Origin of the sequence: Streptomyces sp. NRRL S-340 (assembly GCF_000720185.1) — a bacterium.
Taxonomy (GTDB): Bacteria; Actinomycetota; Actinomycetes; order Streptomycetales; family Streptomycetaceae; genus Streptomyces.
Genome location: NZ_JOIY01000012.1, coordinates 1 through 19,610 on the forward strand (window position 1 = coordinate 1; position 19,610 = coordinate 19,610).

The 19,610-nt window shown below is 72.9% G+C and carries 18 protein-coding genes; 12 read left to right on the forward strand and 6 right to left on the reverse strand.

The window, feature by feature from the left end; translation table 11 throughout:
- From IG64_RS11670 to IG64_RS11710, 9 genes are all read left to right on the forward strand, one after another.
- A partial coding sequence (locus IG64_RS11670; protein WP_158771538.1) for a class I SAM-dependent methyltransferase occupies positions 1–1,799 on the forward strand: 1,799 nt, incomplete at its 5' end.
- Positions 1,792–2,805, forward strand: coding sequence for a guanitoxin biosynthesis L-enduracididine beta-hydroxylase GntD (gene gntD, locus IG64_RS11675; protein WP_037854824.1), 1,014 nt, complete (start codon positions 1,792–1,794; stop codon positions 2,803–2,805). The genes IG64_RS11670 and gntD, both read left to right, overlap by 8 nt.
- Before the next feature lie 12 nt (positions 2,806–2,817).
- Positions 2,818–3,564 (forward strand): thioesterase II family protein, encoded by a 747-nt coding sequence (locus tag IG64_RS11680; RefSeq protein WP_037854825.1) that lies wholly within the window; start codon positions 2,818–2,820, stop codon positions 3,562–3,564.
- Complete coding sequence (locus IG64_RS11685; protein WP_037854827.1) at positions 3,561–4,844, forward strand: MFS transporter; 1,284 nt, start codon at positions 3,561–3,563, stop codon at positions 4,842–4,844. The genes IG64_RS11680 and IG64_RS11685 overlap by 4 nt, the downstream gene beginning before the upstream one ends.
- A 7-nt stretch (positions 4,845–4,851) precedes the next feature.
- Positions 4,852–5,667 (forward strand): hypothetical protein, encoded by an 816-nt coding sequence (locus IG64_RS11690; protein ID WP_037854829.1) that lies wholly within the window; start codon positions 4,852–4,854, stop codon positions 5,665–5,667.
- Positions 5,664–7,400 carry a non-ribosomal peptide synthetase gene (locus IG64_RS11695; RefSeq protein ID WP_037854830.1) on the forward strand — a complete coding sequence of 579 codons (1,737 nt, stop codon included), beginning with the start codon at positions 5,664–5,666 and terminating at the stop codon, positions 7,398–7,400. Before IG64_RS11690 ends, IG64_RS11695 begins: the two co-directional genes overlap by 4 nt.
- Positions 7,397–8,371 carry a TauD/TfdA family dioxygenase gene (locus IG64_RS11700; protein ID WP_037854833.1) on the forward strand — a complete coding sequence of 325 codons (975 nt, stop codon included), beginning with the start codon at positions 7,397–7,399 and terminating at the stop codon, positions 8,369–8,371. The genes IG64_RS11695 and IG64_RS11700 overlap by 4 nt, the downstream gene beginning before the upstream one ends.
- A gap of 24 nt (positions 8,372–8,395) precedes the next feature.
- The gene (locus tag IG64_RS11705; protein WP_037854834.1) at positions 8,396–8,650 is read left to right on the forward strand and encodes an MbtH family protein; all 255 of its coding nucleotides are present in this window, start codon (positions 8,396–8,398) and stop codon (positions 8,648–8,650) included.
- A gap of 183 nt (positions 8,651–8,833) precedes the next feature.
- Complete coding sequence (locus tag IG64_RS11710; protein WP_037854835.1) at positions 8,834–9,292, forward strand: cupin domain-containing protein; 459 nt, start codon at positions 8,834–8,836, stop codon at positions 9,290–9,292.
- A gap of 217 nt (positions 9,293–9,509) precedes the next feature.
- On the opposite strand, the gene IG64_RS11715 is transcribed toward IG64_RS11710, so the two are convergent.
- The 3 genes from IG64_RS11715 to IG64_RS11725 form a co-directional block, all read right to left on the reverse strand.
- Complete coding sequence (locus IG64_RS11715) at positions 9,510–10,427, reverse strand: alpha/beta fold hydrolase (protein WP_051812700.1); 918 nt, start codon at positions 10,425–10,427, stop codon at positions 9,510–9,512.
- 537 nt (positions 10,428–10,964) lie between these two features.
- The gene (locus tag IG64_RS11720; RefSeq protein ID WP_051812702.1) at positions 10,965–12,965 is read right to left on the reverse strand and encodes a SpoIIE family protein phosphatase; all 2,001 of its coding nucleotides are present in this window, start codon (positions 12,963–12,965) and stop codon (positions 10,965–10,967) included.
- A 284-nt stretch (positions 12,966–13,249) separates the two neighbouring features.
- Entirely contained in the window at positions 13,250–14,587 is a 1,338-nt protein-coding gene (locus IG64_RS11725; RefSeq protein ID WP_199811570.1) for an APC family permease, read from the reverse strand.
- A 940-nt stretch (positions 14,588–15,527) separates the two neighbouring features.
- Between IG64_RS11725 and IG64_RS11730 the strand changes: the two genes are divergently transcribed.
- On the forward strand, positions 15,528–16,181 hold the full coding sequence (locus IG64_RS11730; RefSeq protein WP_158771540.1) for a phosphodiesterase: 654 nt from the start codon (positions 15,528–15,530) through the stop codon (positions 16,179–16,181).
- 119 nt (positions 16,182–16,300) lie between these two features.
- Entirely contained in the window at positions 16,301–16,885 is a 585-nt protein-coding gene (locus IG64_RS11735; RefSeq protein WP_324609568.1) for a phosphatase PAP2 family protein, read from the forward strand.
- A gap of 174 nt (positions 16,886–17,059) precedes the next feature.
- On the opposite strand, the gene IG64_RS11740 is transcribed toward IG64_RS11735, so the two are convergent.
- The 3 genes from IG64_RS11740 to IG64_RS11750 form a co-directional block, all read right to left on the reverse strand.
- Positions 17,060–17,536: a hypothetical protein gene (locus IG64_RS11740; RefSeq protein WP_037854838.1), complete on the reverse strand. Its 477-nt coding sequence runs from the start codon at positions 17,534–17,536 to the stop codon at positions 17,060–17,062.
- Between the two features lie 125 nt (positions 17,537–17,661).
- Positions 17,662–18,120: a hypothetical protein gene (locus IG64_RS43240; RefSeq protein WP_037854839.1), complete on the reverse strand. Its 459-nt coding sequence runs from the start codon at positions 18,118–18,120 to the stop codon at positions 17,662–17,664.
- Positions 18,121–18,205: 85 nt separating this feature from the next.
- On the reverse strand, positions 18,206–19,045 hold the full coding sequence (locus tag IG64_RS11750; RefSeq protein WP_037854840.1) for an SDR family oxidoreductase: 840 nt from the start codon (positions 19,043–19,045) through the stop codon (positions 18,206–18,208).
- 92 nt (positions 19,046–19,137) lie between these two features.
- Here IG64_RS11750 and IG64_RS11755 point away from each other — a divergent pair, with 92 nt between their 5' ends.
- Positions 19,138–19,506 carry a winged helix-turn-helix transcriptional regulator gene (locus IG64_RS11755; RefSeq protein ID WP_037854842.1) on the forward strand — a complete coding sequence of 123 codons (369 nt, stop codon included), beginning with the start codon at positions 19,138–19,140 and terminating at the stop codon, positions 19,504–19,506.
- Positions 19,507–19,610 lie beyond the last annotated feature (104 nt).

Below are 19,610 nucleotides of genomic sequence, written 5' to 3' on the forward strand. Positions count from 1 at the left end.
CCCGCCGACGCCCCGACGGCACCCTCGAATACCTCGGACGCACCGACGACCAGATCAAACTCCGCGGCTTCCGCATCGAACCCGGCGAGATCGAAGCCGCCCTCACCCACCACCCCACCGTCAAGGAAGCCGCCGTCACCGTGGCCGCCGACGACGGCACCGCCCGGCTGGTCGCCCTGGTCGCGCTCGGCTCCGGCTCCCCGCACGGCGGTCCGGCCGACGGCGGCCGGGAGGCCCAGGTCGAGGACTGGAACGCGGTCTTCGAGACGACCCACGCCGACGCCACCGACGGTGAACTCACCTTCAACATCAAGGGCTGGAACGACAGCCTCACCGGTGAGCCGATCCCCGAGGAACACATGCGGGAGTGGGTCGACACCACTGTCGCCCGCCTCCTGGACGGGCCGGCCGGCCGCGTCCTGGAGATCGGCTGCGGCACCGGACTGCTCATGTGGCGGCTGCTGCCGCACGTCACCGAGTACACCGGCACCGACTTCTCGCGGCCCGCCGTGGAGTGGCTCCGGGACGGACTGCGCCGACGTCCCGCGCAGCGGGCGCGGCTGCACCACCGCGAGGCCACCGACTTCACCGGTGTCGGCGCCGCGTCCACCGACCTCGTCGTCATCAACTCGGTCGTCCAGTACTTTCCAGACCGCGCCTATCTCGACGCCGTCCTGGACCGGGCCGTCGACGCCACGGCCGGCCAGGGGCGCGTCTTCGTCGGAGACGTACGCAACCTCGCCCTCGCCCCGCAGTTCTACACCCGTCAGGCCCTCGCTCACGCCGGCCCCGGTGCCACGGCGCAGGACGTGGCCCGCGCCGCCGCGGAACTCGCGAGCCGGGACAGCGAGTTGCTGGTGTCGCCCGAGTACTTCACCGCGCTCGCCGCCCGCTCGCCCCGCGTCACCGGCGTCGAGGTCCTGCCCCGCCGGGGGCGGCACCGCAACGAGATGAGCCTGTACCGTTACGACGTGGTGCTGCACGTGGGCGACCGCCCGGCCGCCCCGGAGGCGGAGGCGGTCACCTGGGGCGACCAGGTGCACGACCTCGCGTCGCTGTCCGCCCGCCTGGACGGCGGGGGCCCGGACGCCCTGCTCGTGCGCGGCGTCCCCAACGCCCGCCTGACCCGCGACAACGAGCTGCTCCGGATGCCCGCGGATGCGACGGCCGTCGACCCCGAGCACCTGTGGGCGCTGGCGGACTCCACCCCCTACCGGGTGAGCGTCAGCTGGGCCGGCGCCGATCCGCGAGGCGCGATGGACGTCCTGCTGGTCAGGAAGGGCGCCCACGACGGCCGTCCGCTGCTCGTTCCCCACCCCGCGCCGAAGCCGTCGGCCCGGCTGACGAACACGCCGACCCGGCACCGGCGTACGACCGAAGAGCAATCGGCCGCCGAGGGACTGCGTTCCTGGCTCGCCGGACGACTGCCCGCGCACCTGCTGCCCGCGCGGATCATCGAGGTGGACGCGCTGCCCCGCACCGGCACCGGAAAGCTCGACCGCGGCGCACTCGGCGGGCTGGTCACCACAGGGCGAACCGCCGCACAGAGCGACAACGCCGCCGCAGCACCCCGTACCGGCCTCGAACAGACCCTGGCCGACGCGTGGGCGCAGGTGCTCGGCCTCCCCGGCATCGGCGTGCACGACAACTTCTTCGCCTTGGGCGGGGACTCCCTCCTCGCCGTCAGGGCCGTCGCCCGGTGCCGCCAGGCCGGCGTCCAGCTGACCGTCCGGCAGTTGCTGAGCCAACAGACCGTCGCCGCGCTGGCGGCAGCCCTCGACGAGGAGAACCATGACTGACCCTCAGCTGCGTACCGTCGCACTCACCGAGGAGGAGAACGCGGAGGTCGACGACCTGTTGCGCACCCTGTCCGGGGTACCGGTCGACTCCACCGTCGAGCTGCTGCACCGCACCCGCCTCGCAGCACAGCGCCTGCCGCTGCGCATCCGCACCGAACTGACCGCGATGCGGCTCTACGACAGCCCGCGCGCCCTGGTGGTCACCGGCTTCGGCATCGACGACGACCGGATCGGACCGACCCCCGCGGCCCGCCCCGCCCCGGATCCGGAGCGGACCCGGAACGAGGAACTGCTGCTCCTGCTGCACGCGGCCCTGCTCGGCGAGGCGTTCGGCTGGGCCACCCAGCAGAACGGCCGGCTCGTGCACGACGTACTGCCCGTCCCCGGCGAGGAGACCGAGCAGATGGGCTCCAGCAGCAAGGCCGAACTGCTGTGGCACACCGAGGACGCCTTCCACCCCCTGCGCTGCGACTACGTGGGCCTGCTGTGCCTGCGCAACCACCAGGGTGCCGCGACCACGCTGGGCTGGCCCGACCTGTCCCGGCTCACCGCCGAGGACCGGGCCACGCTCCTCGAACCGCGCTATCTGATCCGCCCCGACACCTCGCACACGCCCGAGCAGAACGCGGCGGCCGCACAGTCCCACGACCGGTTCGCGGCGATCGCCGAGATGGACGACGCTCCCGAGCGCGTCGCCGTCCTGTTCGGCGCCCCCGACGAACCCTATCTGCGGATCGACCCGGCCTACATGAGCCCGGCGCCCGGGGACGCGGCCGCCCGGCGGGCGTACGACGCCATCGCCGCGCTCATCGAGGACGGACTGCGGCACGTCACCCTGGACGCGGGCTCGCTGCTGCTCGTCGACAACTACCAGGCCGTGCACGGCCGCAAGCCGTTCGCCGCCGCCTACGACGGCCGCGATCGCTGGCTCAAGCGCGTCAACATCACCCGCGATCTGCGCCGCTCCCGGTCCGCCCGGCAGTCGGCCACCTCGCTGCTGGTGTGAGGGACGGCCGCCATGGACTTCCCGCTCACCCGCATCAACCCCTGGTACAGCGGCGGCTGCGACGGCCCGCCCCGGGTGCGGCTGTGCGCGCTGCCCTACGCGGGCGGCACCGCCGCCGTCTTCAAGGACTGGCCCGCCGCGCTGCCCTCCGGAGTGGAGCTGCTCACCGCCCATCTGCCGGGCCGTGGCGACCGGTTCGCCGAACCGCCCCTGGCCACCGTGGAGGAGACCGCCGAGCAGCTGTGCGCGGCGCTGCCTGCCGGTGACGTGCCCACGGTCGTGTTCGGCCACAGCATGGGCGCCCTGCTGGGGTACGAACTGGCGGCGCGGCTCGCGGCCCGGGACCGGGCCCCGAGCCTGCTCATCGCCGCCGGCTGCCGTCCCCCGCACGTCCCGCCGGACGGCTCCGGCCCAGCGACGCCGGACGAGCTGGCCGCCACGCTCCGGGACGAACGGCCTTGGGACGAGGCCCTGCTGGACGAGGAACTCAGGGAAGCGGTGCTGCCCACCCTGGTCGCCGACATCGCGGCCGGTGACCGCTACCACCGCCCGCGGCCCTGCGCGCTCGACCTGCCGCTGAAGGTCTACATCGCCGCCGCCGACGACGGGACCGACTGGCGCACCACCCTGGGCTGGCGCGCGTGCACCACGCGGGACTGCGAGGTCGTCGTCCTGCCCGGCGGCCACTACTTCGTGGAGACCGAGCGCGCGGCCGTCCTCGCCCGCCTGGCCGCGGACCTCGCCGAGGTGACGGCATGAGCACGCAAGCCGACGCCAGGCCCACCTACCTCGCGGTGCTGGCCGTGCGCGAGGCCCGCTCGCCGCTCCTCGGCAGCTGCCTGGCCCGCATGTCCTTCGCCGTGCTGCCGCTGTCGCTGCTGCTGTCGGTCCGCGACGCGACCGGGTCCTTCGCCGTCGCCGGACTCACCTCCGGCGCGCTGTCGGCCACCCTCACCGTGTTCGCGCCCGCCCGCGCCCGCCTGATCGACCGCAAGGGCTCACGGACCGGGCTGATCTGGCTGACCGTCCCCTATCTGCTGGGACTCGCCGCGCTGATCACGCTCGCCGAAGCCGGGGCACCCACCGCGGCGCTGCTCGTCGCGGCCGCGGCCGCGGGTGTGTTCGCGCCGCCGCTCGGGCCGACCATGCGCGTCCTGTGGGCCAAGATCCTGCACGGCCGCCAGCCCCTGCTGCACACCGCCTACGCCCTCGACTCGGTCACCGAGGAAGTGGTGTTCACCCTGGGGCCGCTGCTGGCGGGCGGTCTGATCGCGGTCGCCGCGCCCCTCGCTTCGATGATCACGGTCATGGTGCTGATCGCGGCCGGAACCGTCTGCTTCGTGCTGTCCGCCGCGACCGCCGCCGTCCCCGCCTCGGACCGGCCCGACGAGGACCGGCCGCACGGCCGGCCCATGGCGCTGCCCGGGATGCGCACGATCGTGCTGTCCTTCGGCGGGGTGGGCCTGGTCGTCGGCGTGCTCCAGGTCGTGCTGCCGTTCATCGCCGACCGGGCGGGCTCGCCCGGCGCGGGCGGCGTCCTGCTGGCTCTGCTGTCGGCGGGCAGCGCGGTCGGCGGCCTCGCCTACGGGCGGATCGGCTGGCGCTCCACACCGGTGCAACGCTTCGCGGTGCTCGTCACCGGGTTCACGCTGACGGTGCTGCCCCTGTGCCTGACCGGGAACCCCCTGCCGGCCGGGGCGTTCGCCTTCCTCGTGGGACTGTGTCTGGCTCCGCTGTTCACCACCGCCTACCTGCTGGTCAACGACCTGGTGACGGCGTCGAGGACCGCTCCGACCGAGGCCAACACATGGGTGTCCACGGCCAACAACGGAGGGTTCGCCGCGGGCAGCGCCGCCGCCGGTGTGCTGCTCGACTCCCAGGGCCCCGCCCTCACCGTCACCGCAGCGTTCGCCGTGGCCGCCGCGACCGCCGTCACGACCGTGGTGCGCCGCCGGACCCTGGTCCTCGAAGCCGGCGACACCGAACCGGCCGCCGCCGCACCCGTCGACCGCACCGCACCCGCCGAAGCCGAGGAGTGAACCGATCGTGTCCGAGAACGCGGCGAACTGGTCGCGCATACGCACAGGGGACGCACCCGTCGTACTCGCCGTCGACTTCTACGGGACGGGCCGCCAGGAGGCCACCTTCAGCCACCTGTGCGACCTGCTCCCCGACCCGGTCGAGGTCTGGCACGCGGTCGCGCCCACCCCGGACGGCGACTGGTCCGCCGCCACCGGCGCCGGCTATCTGCGCTGGTGGACGGAGGGGCTCGACACGGTCCTGGCGGGGCAGCCGCCGCGGGCCGTCGTCGGCTACTGCGCCGGCGGCGTTTTCGCCTCGGCCCTCGCCGACATCCTCGGCGAACGGGACGGCCACCGGCCACAGGTCGTGCTGTTCAATCCCGGCGCACCCGGCGTCGCCACCCTCACCCGCGACTTCCGCGGCCTCGTCGCCGGCATGGACGTCCTCACGGACGAGGAGCGCACCGGTCTGCTGGCCGAGATGACCGCGATCCAGCAGGCGCACGCTCCCGACGCACTGGTCCCGGTCGCCGAGCAGTACGCCGCCCTGTACAGGAAGGGCTGCGACATGCTCTGCGAACGGCTCGGGGTGGACGCCTCCCTCGGCGCCGAACTGGCCGCCATCCTCGACTCCTACCTGGCCTATCTGACGGCGGCGCTCGACGTGCCGCCCGCCCCGCAGTGGCGCACCGCCACCTCGCTCACCTCCCGTGAGCACCGGGGTGCCGGCTTCACCGACACCGAGCACGGCTTCGACGTCGCCCGCGCCGATCTGCTGAACTCCCCGCGGGTCGCCGACGCGCTGGCCGCGCTCCTTCGCGAACACGAGGCGAGCCGATGACCCTGGCCCTGCGCGACGCCTTCCTCGACCAGGCCGCCCGGACCCCTGACGCCGAGGCCGTCGTCCACGGCGACAGAGTGTGGACGTACCGCGAACTGGAACGGCGTGCCGCGCGCATCGCCCGGACGCTGGCCGCGCGCGGCGCGGGCCCCCGCACGCTGGTGGCGGTGCGTCTGGCGCCCGGCCCCGAGCTGGTCGCCGCGCTCCTCGCGGTCACGCTGACGGGGGCGGGCTACGTACCGCTCTCCGACGACGACCCGCAGGACCGGCAGCGGCACATCCTCGACGACTGCGCCGCCGCGCTGCTGCTGGCCGAGCGCCCCTCGGACGACGGACGCACCCTCACCCTGGACGAGGCGTCGGCGCCCGCCCGCCCGTTCGACGCGGCTCCCGTGAGGGCCGGTGATCCGGCCTACGTGATCTACACTTCCGGCTCCACCGGCCGGCCCAAAGGCGTGCTGGTCGAGCAGGGCGCCCTCGGCACCTATCTGGCGCAGGCCCGCGCGCGCTACGGCGGGCTGGCCGGACGGACGGTGCTGCACTCCTCGGTGTCGTTCGACATGGCGGTGACCAGCCTGTGGGGCCCGCTCGTGAGCGGCGGCACGATCCACGTCCTGGACCTCAGGGCGATCGCATCCGGCGAACAGCCGCCGCCCGCCGGCTCGGCACGCCCCGCCTTCCTCAAGATCACCCCGTCGCATCTGCCCCTGCTGAGCCTGCTCCCGGACTCCTGCCTGCCCACCGGGCAGCTCGTGATCGGCGGCGAGGCGCTGACCGGTTCCGCCCTCGGGCACTGGCGCGCCGCGCACCCCGACGTCACCGTCGTCAACGAGTACGGGCCCACCGAGGCGACCGTCGGCTGCTGCGCACACGTCCTGCGCCCCGGCGAGGCCGTAGGTCCCGGTGCCGTCCCCATCGGGCGGGCGTTCGCGGGCACACGCCTGTACGTGCTCGACGCGCGGGGCGAACGCGTCGCCACGGGCGCCGTGGGTGAACTGCACATCGCCGGACAGCAGTTGGCGCGCGGTTACCTCGGTCGCGCGGAACTGACCGACGAACGCTTCGTGCCGGACCCGTTCGCCTCCGACGGCTCCCGGATGTACCGGACCGGCGACCTGGTGCGCGAACGCCCCGACGGCGACCTCGAGTACCTCGGACGCGCGGACGAGCAGCTGAAGGTCTCCGGGTACCGGATCGAGCCCGGCGAGATCGAGGCCATGCTCCGCACCCACGCGGGCGTGCGGGACTGCGCGGTCGTCGCGGTCGGCCGGGCGGACGCCCGTCGGCTCGTCACCTACGTGGTTCCGGGCCCCGGCGCCCCGCCCGACGTCGCCGCGCTGGCGCGGTACGCGGCCGGGAAGCTGCCGCCGTACATGGTGCCGTCGGCGTTCGTCACGGTACCCGGACTGCCGCTCTCCCCCAGTGGGAAACTCGACCGTGCGGCGCTGCCCGAACCCCCTGCGCAGGAGGCCGCACCCGGTGCCCGCAGCCCGGCCGAGACCGTGCTGTGCGAGCTGCTGGCGCAGTCCCTGGGTGTCCCGGAGATCGACGCCGGCACCGACTTCGTGGCAGCCGGCGGGAGCAGCATCACCGCGCTGAAGCTGGTCGCCGGTGCCCGCAGGGCCGGGATCCGTCTCGAACTCACCACCGTCCTGCGCGAACGCACGGTGCGACGCATCCTCGCGGCCCAGCCGGACGCCGCCCCGCTCATCGCCGAAGGAGCGCCCGAATGACCTGGCCAGTAACGCTCACGCCCCTCGGCGGGATCTCTCCCCGGCCCCGCGGCGAGGGACTCACCACCGGCGCCGAATACGACCTGGGGCCGCTCGGCGACGCGGGCCCCGACTGGGTGCGCTCCCACGGCCCGCGACTGCGCGAGCGCCTCGCCACCGACGGACTGATCCTGCTGCACGGCCTGCGCACCGACGGCGACGGCGTCGACGGTTTCCACGACGTGGTCGGGGCCGTCGGCGGCGACCTGCTGCGCTACACCGAGCGGTCCACCCCGCGCAGAGCGGTCAAGGGGAACATCTACACCTCGACCGAGTACCCTGCCGACCAGCCCATCCCGATGCACAACGAGAGTTCCTACGCGGCGAGTTGGCCGTCCACGGTGTACTTCTTCTGCCACACCGCGCCGGGCTCCGGCGGCGCCACGCCGATCGCCGACAGCCGCGTCGTCCTCGACCTGATCCCGGCCGAGGTCAGAGAGCGGTTCGCCAAGGGGGTCGTCTACACCCGTACGTTCCGCGCTGACATGGGACTGAGCTGGCAGGAGGCGTTCCAGACCGAGGACCGGGCCGACGTCGAAGCCCACTGCCGCACGCACGGCCAGGAGTTCTCCTGGGACGGAGACGTCCTGCGCACCCGCCACCACCGCCCGGCCACCGCCGTCGACCCGGGCACCGGGGCCGAGGTCTGGTTCAACCAGGCCCACCTGTTCCACCTGTCCAGCCTGGAGCCGGACCTGCGCGAAGTGCTCCTGGAGACATACGGCCAGGACGGTCTGCCCCGCAACGCCCTGCTCGGCGACGGCAGTCCGATCCCCGACGCCGATCTGGCGGCCGTCCGCGCCGCCTACGACCGTGCCTCGCTCGCGCTGCCCTGGCGGCAGGGCGACATCATGCTCGTCGGCAATGTGCGGATGGCACACGGCCGCGAGCCCTTCACCGGCGAGCGCCACATTCTCGTCGCGATGACCTGACCCGACCGTCCCTGGAGGACCTCCATGAGCAACCCCTTCGACGACGAGGACGGCACCTTCCTCGCGCTGCGCAACGAGGAGGGCCAGTACTCGCTGTGGCCGGACGGCTTCGCCGTGCCCGCCGGGTGGAGCGTCGTGCACGGCCCGGACAGTCACCGCGCCTGCCTGGACCACATCGAACGGACGTGGACGGACATGCGCCCCCGGAGCCTGGCCGTGGCCCTGGACGGGGCCGACCGGGACACCCTCGCGTCTCGTGCCACCGCACCTGAGCAGTAGGGCCACGGCAGGGCGGCCGCTCGGGGCGCATCGGTGCCCCGAACCGCCGCCGGACCGGCATCACCGGGCTCGCGCCCCGTCCGGCCGCCGGGTGGACCGACCGGCTGAACTTCGGGCGTACGGGCGCGGCCCGCCTCGTGGCGTCCGCCGCGTCCGCCGGCCTCCGGGCCATAACGTGAGCGCATGGCACAGGAAGTAGCGATCGTGCGGCCGGGCGATGGAGAGGTCATCGAGCTGGGGCCGATCCGGATCCGGGTCCTGGAGGACGGCGGCAGGACCGGACACCGGCTCGCGGTGTGCGAGGCGACCCTCGCACCACGCAGCAGCGGGCCGCCCCTGCACCGCCACGCCGGGCACGACGAAGGCTTCTACGTCCTGTCCGGCACGGTTCGCTTCACCACCGGCGACCGCACATGGGACGCCCCGCCCGGGACCCTGGTCCTCGCGCCCACCGACGCGCCGCACACCTTCGCCAACCCCGCCGACGAACCGGCCACCTTCCTGGCCACCTTCACCCCGGACCTGTTCGTGCAGTATTTCCGCGACCTGCGCGACGCCCTCGCCCAGGGCGAGGAACTCGACGAGCAGCTCGACCGCCGCATCTCCAGCCGCTACGCCACCGCCCCCGTCCACACCCCCTGACGGGGGCAGGAGGCACAGTGCCGCTCGCGCGGCTCCTGCGCGCGCGAGGACAGAGGCGCCACCTGCTCCGCGGGGCTCCCGGCGAGCGCTCCGTAGCGCCAGAGCCGCCGGGCTCCGGGGCTCCCCCGTCATGGAACACATGGCCCATGACGGGCCCGGGTCCGGGTCCGCATCGGCCAACGTGAACGTACGGTGACCGGGCGCTTCGGTCGGCCGGTCAGCGATTGAGCGGGCCAGGCGTGTGTTCCTGGCGGGGGCCGTGCCCTTCGGTGCTCCTCCAGAACTGGCGCAGGGCGACGACGAGCGCTTCGGGCGCCTCTTCGGCGATGTGGTGTCCGGAGTCGATCGGGCCCCCTTCCAGCCGGTTGCCCGTCCAGTCCCGCCACACGCCCAGCACGTCGCCGTAGAGGTCGGCCATGTCGTCGCGGGTGGCCCACAGCACCTGCAGCGGACAGCCGATGCGCCGGCCGGCCCGCCGGTCGGCGTCGTCATGCTCCCGGTCGACACCGAGGCCGGCACGGTAGTCCTCGCACATGGCGTGCACGGTCGCGGGATCGTGAACGGCGCGGTGGTAGTCCTCGTACGCCTCGGCCCCCATCTGTTCGGGTGTGGCCCTGTACCAGGCGTCGGGGTCGGCATTGATGACGCGTTCAGCGGGCTTGTCGGTCTGCCCGAGGAAGAACCAGTGCCACCAGCTCGCGGCGAATGCCGCGTCGCAGCGTCGCAGCGCCTCCCCGAGGGGGACGGCGTCCAGGACGCTCACGGCGGACACCGCTTCAGGGTGGTCCAGGGCGAGGCGCGTGGCCACGTACGCGCCCCGGTCGTGTCCGACGACGGCGAACCGCTCGTGTCCCAGGCGACGCATGACCGCAAGGCAGTCGCCGGCCATGGCGCGCTTGGAGTACGGCCGGTGCTCCGGGTCGGTCGGGGGCTTGTCGGACTCACCGTAGCCGCGCAGGTCGGGACAGACCACCGTGTGACCGGACGCGGCCAGCAGGGGGGCGACGCGGTGCCAGGTCGCGTGGGTACGCGGGTGACCGTGCAGGAGCAGCACCGCCGGTCCCCGGCCGCCGTGACGCACCCGCAGATGAGCGCCGTTCCCCTCGCATCGGGTCAGCTCGAAGCCGTCGAACACGCAACCTCCTACGCCCCAGGTGTCCCGGCTCGCCTGCCCCGAAGCGCTCCGTCCACACAGACGTCACCCCGGCCGGCAGCCCTGCCGCCGCCCCGCACCGACAACCGGCAGGGCAGCGACGCCCCGGCTGCCTCGTGGCCTTGTCCGGCTTGGGCGGGGGCGTCTGGTGGCTCTCCCCGTACGCCGGGTGCGCCGTCCACGCCGAACGGCCCAGGCGAAGAGCCGGGCCACCCCGACCCGCCCCCCCGGCAGACACACTGAACAGGTCCATCCGGTCCCGCTGCGCCGCGCATGGCGCAGCCCGACCACTCCCCCGCCCGGCACCTGCCGGCGGTCGAGGCACTGACCGCCCCTACCGGCGTCGCCGCCACCAGCACGCTGTGCGCCCACGAGCGCGCGCACTCCCGGACCGAAGCAGAAGCAGAACCCATCGGCGACCCCTGCGGACATCGAAAACTTCCACCGCCTGCTCATCGCCCCCGTCGCGGGGCCGACCGGGACCGCCGGTGCCGCTCCGCCCGGACGGCCGCCTCGTGATCAGGGGGCAGGATCTCGGCCCAGGTCGGCACGGAAGGCGATCAGGGCGATGTCGTCGCGGGCGTCCGAGAGGTTCTGCAGGTTGCGGAGCAGCTCGGGAAGGGGTTCACCGCGGTGGTGGGTGGCGGCTCGTAGGAGACGCTGCTGCCCCTCGTCGAGGGAGGAGGCGGGAGTTTCGATGAGGCCGTCGGTGTAGTACAGGAGAGTGTCCCCGGGGGCGAGGGCCCGGGTGTGGGTGGTGCGGCGGGTTCTGGGGTCGACGCACAGCGGGGGGTCCTCACCTGTGCCGGTGAGGAAGTGGGGCATCCCCTGGGCCGGGACGAGCAGGGGCGGTGGGTGCCCGGCGTTGGACCAGGCCATCCGCCAGGTGCCGTCGGGCCGCCGCCGGAGGTGGGTGTGGACGGCGGTGGCGAACGAGGCGATGGCCAGCCCGTCGGCGGCGGCGTCGAGCATGGCCAGCACGGTCCCGGGCTCGCAGCCGGGGCCCATGTTCCAGGCGAGGCCGCGGCACATGCTGCGCAACTGGCCCATGGCGGTCGCCGCGGTGAGGTCGTGGCCGGCGACGTCCCCGATGTCGAGGGCCAGGGTGCCGTCGGAGTGGACGATGGCGTCGTACCAGTCCCCGCCGATCTCGTTGGCCGAACTGGCCGGCTGGTAGCAGGCGGCCAGGGACGCGCCGGGCACGCTCGGTGGCTCGATGAGATGGGCGCGCTGCAGGCGCAGGGCGATGCGGCGGGCGCGCTGGAGGTCGAGGACGCGGTGGATGGGCCGTTGTGCGAGGTGGAGGACCTTGCGCAGCAGTTCCACGTCGTCGGGGCCGGGCACCGGGGTGTCGCCGTTGGTGCTCGTGGCGGCGTAGCCGAGGACGATGCCGTCGACGACCAGGGGGACGAGGGTCAGGCTGGTGGCGTCCGCGGCGATCAGCCAGCGCTCGGTGACGGCCCGGAGCAGGCCGGCGGGGAACCGCCCGGTGGCCGGCAAGCGGAAAGTCCGCGGGACCCGGCTCTCCAGCAACTCCCGGACCGTGCCCGTGACGGCGACGCTCTGCCCCCGCAGAGCGGGGGCGGCCGGCAGTCCCGGGCGGATCGCGGAGGCGACCCGCCGGGCCGTGACGGTCGCGTTCTCCGGCAGCGGCCATTCCTCGTGGGACAGCAGCAGGACCACGCAGGAGTCGGCGAGTTCGGGCACGACGGTGCGCACGACCGCGGCGAAGACCTCCTCCAGACTGCCGGCGGCCACTTCCGCCACCCGCGCGAGAACACGTTCCCGCAGCGTGGCGCGCCACGTCTCCTCGACGTCGTCCGTCGCGGCGACCCACTCCTCGGCGCGGCCGTGACGCAGGATGGGCACGCAGCGGGTCGACATATGGCGGTAGGAGCCGTCGGCGGTCCGCACCCGGAAGGTGCTCTCCATGACACCCGGAGGTTCCTGGGCGGCGGCAGCGAGCCAGGCGCGGCCGAGGCCCTCGCGGTCACGCGGATGGATGTAGGCGTACCATTCCTCGTCCATCCAGCCGTGCCAGGGCGCTCCGGTCAGTTCCCGCCAGCCGGGGACGACCTCCTCCGCGGAGCCGTCCGCATGCAGGACCCACACCATCTGCGACACGGCCGACACCAGTGCCTCGTACCGCTCGAGCGCCATCGTCTCGGCGGTGGTGTCCAGTGCGACGACCATGGCGCCGGGCCCGCCGGGCAGCGTGACGGGCGTGCAGGAGTAGACGAAGTACCTGGCCTGTTCCGCAGCGCCCGGGTCGGGTTCACGTGACTCGAGGATCCGGCGCGGCCGGCCCGTGGCGGTGACGTCGTCCAGTACGGTCATGAACTCCGCGGCATCCGGTTCGCAGAACGCTTCCCTGGCGGGCAGTCCCAGGGGCCGGGCACCGAGCATCCTGGAGCAGGCCGCGTTCTGGTAGACGAGCCGGTGCTCGGGGCCGGCGAACAGCGCGACCGCCGCCACCGTCTCGTCGAACAGCTTGGGATCGAGAAAGCCCGCCGGACTCATGGCCGGCCTGTCCCCACCCGCACCGGCCGGCCACCCGGTCGGCGAGACCTCCGCCAGGCCAGCGTCGTCACCGCGTAACCCTCTCCCACTGTCGGCGCCGAGGACTTCCTCATCTTCCTGGTACAGGAGCCGTACAGGGCGCGCCACGCCGACGACGGCACACCGGTTCCGGCAGGCGTGGGGGCCGCCGGCCCGCGCGCGGATCGACGCGGGACCGACGGCGTGCGGGCTTCGCGGTGGAGGGAGAGGTCCAGGAGCTGGACGGTCTCCTCGTAAGGCCTCGCTCAGGACGAGGACCGGCGCCGGTGCACCGTGGCGACGGCCCCCAGAGCCACGCCGACCGCGATGACACCCAGCCCGCGAAGCCACACCTCGGCCTCCACCTGTGTGGCAAGCACCACGCAGGACACCGCTCCGAGGACGGGGACGGCTGTGTACGCCCGGAAGTGCGACCGGGCCGGCCGGTCGCGCCGCTGGACGAGGACGGCGGTGTTGACGATGAAGAACACCACGAGGAGCAGGAGCACGAGGGTCGAGGCGAGCGTCGCCACGTCTCCCGTGAGCGCCAGCAGGAAGGACACGGCTGTCGTGGTGGCGATCGAGGCCCACGGGGTGCGGCGCCCCGGAAGCACCCGGGTCAGAAAGCGGGGAAGGAGGCCGTCGCGTGCCATGCCGTAGGCCAGTCGGGAACTCATGATGCCGGTGAGCAGCGCGCCGTTGGCGACGGCGACGAGGGCGACGGCGCTGAACAGCTTCGGCGGTACCCCGCCCGCCTCCTTCACCACTTCGAGCAGCGGGCCGCTGGAGTGGGCCAGTGTCGCGGTGGGAACGGCGGCCGAGGCGACGACCCCGACGAGGACGTAGACGGCTCCCGCCGTCAACAGGGCGCCGAAAAGGGCCCGGGGGTAGGAGCGGCGCGGGTCTCGGGTCTCCTCGGCCACGTTGACGGAAGTCTCGAAGCCGACGAAGGAGTAGTACGCGAGCACCGTTCCGCCCAGGGCTCCGGCGGCGGCCCCCGTGCCGGGGGTGCCGAGGCGGGTGAGCCTGCCGGGGTCGCCGTCGCCGCGCAGGAACAGCCAGACGCCGAGGCCCGCGACGAGCAGGAGTCCGCCCACCTCCACGAGCGTCGCGACGAGATTGGCCCGGGTGGACTCGCTGATGCCGCGGGCGTTGAGGAGGGCCAGCGCACCCAGGAACAGGGCTGCCACCAGCACGACGGGAAGAGTGACGAAGGTGGTCAGATAGTCGCCGGCGAACCCCCGGGCCAGTGCCGCGACGGACACGACGCCTGCGGCGAGCATGCAGTATCCGGCGAGAAAGCCGGTGAACGGCCCGTAGGCGAGGGTCGCGTAGTGGGAGGCGCCGCCGGCCCTCGGATACTTGGTGGCGAGTTCGGCGTACGAGGCGGCCGTCAGAAGTGACAGCAGCAGGGCGAGGAGGAGGGGCACCCACACGGCGCCGCCCGATTTCGCGGCGATCTGGCCGACCAGGACGTAGACGCCCGCGCCCAGCACGTCGCCGAGGATGAAGAAGTAGAGCAGAGGCGTCGTCAGTGCCTTCTTGAGTACGGGGGCGTCGCCCTGGGACGAGTCGCTGGACGTCGGCGCGGAGGGAATGGTCACCCGGCACTTGTACCCAGCGATCCGAAGCGGACCGGACAGATGTGCCGGAGGACTCGCTGGCTGCTGGGAGGGTGCCGGCGACGACCTCACCGGCGGCAGGGCGGCACGGCGTCGATGCTGGTCACAGCGTGGGCCGGGCTCGTGGCGCGGCGGAGCCGTTCGCCGATCGGCGGCCCTGCCCTTCTTCCACCGGCGGTGAGACGACGTGAGGTCCGTCCGCACCCTGCCGGTGAACCCGCTCAGGACCCGTACAGTGCGCGTAGGCAGCCATCGAAACGGACATCGGGGTGTGACCTCGCGCATTCGACGGGCACCTGCGGGACGGGCTCGTGGCGAACCGGCTCGCTCCTGGCCGGCTGTGCCTCTCGTGCGCAGCTCTGAAGTCCGCTGGTCACGGCGTGGGGTCTCGCGGGCGGGAGCGTGGCAAGGGGCCGCCACCGGGTACCCGGCAGCGCATGATCGGACGCGCTGTGGCAGGGGCAGATCGCCGGTACCGTCGGGCGACGGCCGTCGTCCACGTCCCGCACCAGGCCGTCCACGCCTCCCCCCTCCCCGGCGCGGGCGCCGACGCGCTCGCCACCGCAGCGGACGGCCCCGGGCAGGGCCACGCCGCCCCGCCTCTGGCCCGCCTCTGGCCCGCCTCTGGCCCGCCTCTGGCCCGCCTCTGGCCCGCCAGCGGGATACCGGCCCACTCCCGCACGGTCAAACCCACGCACGATGTCCCCCGCGGGGAGGGCGGCCCTGCGCCCCGGGGGCCGGAGACGGGTGGCGCAGGCCGCGCGCGCTCCCAGCAGCGGTCCACCCCGGCGTCCATGGGTGGTTGCGAGTGCTTGCGGCCGGTCCGGATGAACTGCCGGAGCCGCCCACGAGCACTCAGGAGCCCCTCGTCTGCTCTGCGTGGTGCTGTGGAGTACGGCGACGCCGACCTCGAGGAGGGCCAGTGAGCACAGCGCACACGGGAGTGGAGGAGATCTTCCGCGCGGTGGCGCGGCGGCGGCACGCACACGCACTGCACCCGCAGGGCCGCCGCTACCGCGGAGTGCTGCAGGCCGCGGGACCGCCGGTAGCCGGATGGCTGGCCGGTGAAGGACCGTGGCGTCTGCAGGCGCGGTGGTCCAGAGCCCTGGGTCTGCCGGACGGCTGCCCCGACGGCTACGGCCTGGCCCTGCGCGTCATCGCGGCAGGCGGCCCGGGAACCGGTCTGGACCTGCTGCTGACCAGCAGCGGATCAGGTGCACTGTCCCGGCACCTGCCCCTGCTGCGCGCAGACTCGCGCCGTGGCGTCTACAGCACGCTGACCGGCTATCGGCTCCCCTCGGGAACCCGGGTCCTGCTCGCCGCCCCCGCGGCCGGCGGGCCGACTGACACCTGGCGCGGACGCCGACTCCCGCTGACGCTGGGCCTGTACTCAGCCGGTGGCACGCGCCCGCCGCAGTTGCTGGGCACGATCCGCCTCACCGAGCCGGCCGATCACGACAGCTGCTCCTTCGACCCCTACCGTCACCAGCTTTCGCACATCCACCCCACCCACCACCTGGCCCGGCTGCGGGCCCTGGCCTACGCCGGCTCCCGACAAGGGCGCGGCGCCGACTGAACCCCCCAGCGGCGAACCGTGGCACCCGGAGCACGCCTGAGACAGCGGACAGGCGTGCTCTGGGTGATCGGCCGTGGGACCTCCGGACTCGGGATACCCGCAGGAGCGGGTATCCGGACGTGCGTGATCTGGTGAGCGCGGGATACCAGCAGGTCATGAGGTTGTTGGCCGCAGTACGAGAGATGGACCGCCGTCTGACCAAGCGGGTGGCTTCCTGGCGGGAGCCTGCGCTTCACCGCACGCTGTCGGCGGTGGAGGAAGCGGCGGAAGGCAGCAAGTTGTGGTGCGGTGCCGCCGTGGTCATGGTCTGGATCGGTGGACGGGACGGTCGTAAGGCGGCGGTGGCGGGTCTGACGGCTCTGGCCTTGGCGCAACTGGTGTCCAACGGCGTGTGCAAGCAGGTGAGCGGCAGGTCGCGGCCGCCCAAGGAATGGATTCCCCACGACGAGGTCGAGGACCGCCCCGATTCCTCGTCGTTCCCCTCCGGGCACACCGCGGCAGCGGTGGCGTTCACCGCAGCGGTCGCCCCCTCCTGGCCGGCGGCCGGGACGGTCTGCGCGGTACCAGCCGCCCTCGTGGCCGTGGAGCGGGTGCAGTCCGGTGCCCATTACCCCAGTGACGTCGCCGCCGGTGCCGCTCTCGGCCTCGTCAGCGCGTGGCTGGTCAGGCGCCTGCCGCAGCAGGCACTGCGCAGGTTGCCGTGACAGGACCGGGACGGGGCCCGTCCCGGTCAGCGAGACAGGTCTCCTGAGCCCCGCCGGCCCCCGCCGGGCCTCACCTCAGTGAAAACCGGGTCAGTCACCAGCTGACATGGCTGGGACCGGCTGGACAGTCGGGCGGGGACACGGTGCCGCTCACGTGGTGAGGCCGGCGCTGTGCTATCCCATGACCGCGCGGGCCGCGTCCAGAAACGCCAGCCGGTTGCCCTCCAAGTAGTCCCGCACGCTCTCGCCGTCGGGCAGGCCTTCCCACACCGTCCGGTTGAGGTCGAGGAAGTGCGCGTGTGCGGCGTCGTGCACGGGCAGGGGGAATTGGATGCGGATGAGCCGGTCCGCGACCCAGAACCTGGCCATGACTTCCCGGGTCGTGAGGTACCAAGCGTGGGTGTCATCCCACTCGGGCGGCCGGGTGTAGGCGCAGCGTTCGGCCTCCGCCGACACCTCGATGAACCGCTCCAGCAGCGCCAGCCGTTCACCGCGCCGGGCCTCCGACAGGGCGATCTTCTGGCGTTGCTGTTCAGCGCGTTCCGCCGAGAGCTGAGTCCTGTGCTGGACGAGGTAGGACAACGAGCCACCGAGGACAACGCCGCCCAGCGATATGAGTGACACCCAGACCTGACCTGACATGACGGTCATCGTGCCATGCCGTCGGTCTTCGAGACGATCTCGCTGTGACTGGTGTGATCACGGCGTCCGGGCCGTCCTGGACAGTCTCGTTCACCGGGATCAGCCCGCGTCAGTCCGGCAAGCCGATCACCGAGTTACGGCGCGAGGGCGCGGATCGGGTCCGTGAGGGGCCGCCGTACATCCTGCTGCTGGAGGACCGGGTGCTGCTGGTCACCGCATACCAGAGGGCACGCCTGACGCCAAGTCAGCCGGCACCGCTGTTCGGCGTCTCGGGATCCGCGGCCGACCGCATCATCGACCACTTCGGGCCGTCGCTGACGCTCCGGCCGCGCAGACGGTTGCGCAAGGAGACCGTACTGATCGTGGACGGAATCCTGCTGCCCGCCTGTGTCCGCATCGTCGCGGCGCGAGCAGTCGAAGAACTGCCGGTGCTCCCCTGCCACCCGGTCGTCGTCGACGCCGACAGCCGCCTTGTCGTCGCCGTCGGGCCGCCGCCCCGCAACCGCAACGGCAGCAGCCACGGCTGCAAGGCATGGGAACCGTCCGGCGCCGAGGACGTTGCCCGCCGCGCGGTCCTGGCTCCACCACTCCATGGAACAGACACATGCAGAGGTGGACGAGGCCTCGCACAGCCGGAGCTGCACGAGGGTCGCCAGAATGCTTCAGTCGAGTCGTGCCTCAGCGGAAAACAGCGATGTTGCGGGCGACCCAGCTGTCGAAGGAACGCGGGGCGCGGCCGAGGACTCGCTCCACGTCCGGGCTGATCCGCAGTTCGGCCGCGTTCGGGGCGGAGGTGATGTCCAAGGTGTCGTCGGCGAGTTGGGCCGGTACGAACCGGGTCATCATGGCCTTGGCTTCGTCGCGGGTGAGTTCGTGGAACGACACGGGCGAGCCGAGTGCGGCGGCGATCGTCTCCGCTTGCTGACGTGGTGTGATCACCTCCGGGCCGGTCAGCTCGTACACCTTGCCGGTGTGCCGGTCGTCCAGCAGACAGGCCGCCGCGACCTCGGCGATGTCCGCCGGATCGACGACCGGCACCCCGACGTCACCGAAGGGCGCGGCGACCGTCTTTCGCGTGCGGACGGACTCCGCCCAGGCCAGTGCGTTGGAGGCGAAGCCGCCCGGACGCAGGACGGCCCAGTCCAGGCCGGACTTCCGCAGGGCGTCCTCCACCGCGCGCATCGCGACCCTCGACGGGCCGAGCGGCCTGGTCGCCACGCCCTGCGAAGACAGCAGGACGAGCCGGCGGACCCCGCCGGCGGCGGCGAGGCCGATGATGTCGGCCGGGCTTGCTTCGGGGGCGTGCAGGTCGCCGGACAGCAGGAGGAACAGTGTCTTCGCCCCCTCCAGGGCGGGTGCGAGGCTTGACGGCTCGGCGAGGTCGGCCGTCACATGCCGGACTCCGTCCGGCATCGTTTCCGCGTGCCGCGACACCGCCGTCACCTGCTCGCCCGCGTCAGCCAGGGCCTGCGTCAAAGGTCGGCCCACATTCCCGGTGGCTCCGGTCACCACGATCATCTTCAACTCCAGGTCAGTTGTGAACTGCGGTGATCGACACTAGGAGGCGTTGTTACTTTTCGTAAGGACATACCTAGGGGTAAGCTCCGAACATGAAGGAAGGTGCGCAGCTGACGCAGGCCGAGGCGGGCCACCGGTATGAGGTGTTTCACACTGACTGCCCCGCACGCGACATGGTCGACCACGTGACCAGCAGGTGGGGTGTCTGGGTGCTGATCTCCTTGCGGAGCGACGACCTTCGGTTCTACGAGCTGCGCAACAGCATCCAGGGCATCAGCGAGAAGATGCTCACCCAGACCCTGCGCGCGCTGGTCCAGGACGGCCTGGTCCGGCGGGAGGTGGAGCCGACGACGCCGCCCCAGGTCACCTACGGGCTGACCGAGTTCGGCCGGTACGTCAGCGAGCCGCTGACGGACCTGTTCAACCGGATCACACAGCGGCTGCAGCCGCGCAGCCCGTGATGGTGCGGTAGCTCCCGGGCGCCGGCCTGGACTCGACGCACCGCCTCGACAGCGACTACGCGGAACCGCCACCACAGCCCGCCCGCCCACGCGCGAGCACTCCG

Excerpts from the sequence above, each read along its gene's own strand:
- IG64_RS11680 (WP_037854825.1), top strand. The coding sequence starts at position 2,818 with ATGGACTTCCCGCTCACCCGCATCAACCCCTGGTACAGCGGCGGCTGC.
- IG64_RS11750 (WP_037854840.1), bottom strand. The coding sequence starts at position 19,045 with ATGATCGTGGTGACCGGAGCCACCGGGAATGTGGGCCGACCTTTGACG.
- IG64_RS11720 (WP_051812702.1), bottom strand. The coding sequence starts at position 12,965 with ATGAGTCCGGCGGGCTTTCTCGATCCCAAGCTGTTCGACGAGACGGTG.
- IG64_RS11695 (WP_037854830.1), top strand. The coding sequence starts at position 5,664 with ATGACCCTGGCCCTGCGCGACGCCTTCCTCGACCAGGCCGCCCGGACC.
- IG64_RS11740 (WP_037854838.1), bottom strand. The coding sequence starts at position 17,536 with ATGACCGTCATGTCAGGTCAGGTCTGGGTGTCACTCATATCGCTGGGC.
- IG64_RS11705 (WP_037854834.1), top strand. The coding sequence starts at position 8,396 with ATGAGCAACCCCTTCGACGACGAGGACGGCACCTTCCTCGCGCTGCGC.
- gntD (WP_037854824.1), top strand. The coding sequence starts at position 1,792 with ATGACTGACCCTCAGCTGCGTACCGTCGCACTCACCGAGGAGGAGAAC.
- IG64_RS11710 (WP_037854835.1), top strand. The coding sequence starts at position 8,834 with ATGGCACAGGAAGTAGCGATCGTGCGGCCGGGCGATGGAGAGGTCATC.
- IG64_RS11700 (WP_037854833.1), top strand. The coding sequence starts at position 7,397 with ATGACCTGGCCAGTAACGCTCACGCCCCTCGGCGGGATCTCTCCCCGG.
- IG64_RS11755 (WP_037854842.1), top strand. The coding sequence starts at position 19,138 with ATGAAGGAAGGTGCGCAGCTGACGCAGGCCGAGGCGGGCCACCGGTAT.
- IG64_RS11685 (WP_037854827.1), top strand. The coding sequence starts at position 3,561 with ATGAGCACGCAAGCCGACGCCAGGCCCACCTACCTCGCGGTGCTGGCC.
- IG64_RS43240 (WP_037854839.1), bottom strand. The coding sequence starts at position 18,120 with ATGGAGTGGTGGAGCCAGGACCGCGCGGCGGGCAACGTCCTCGGCGCC.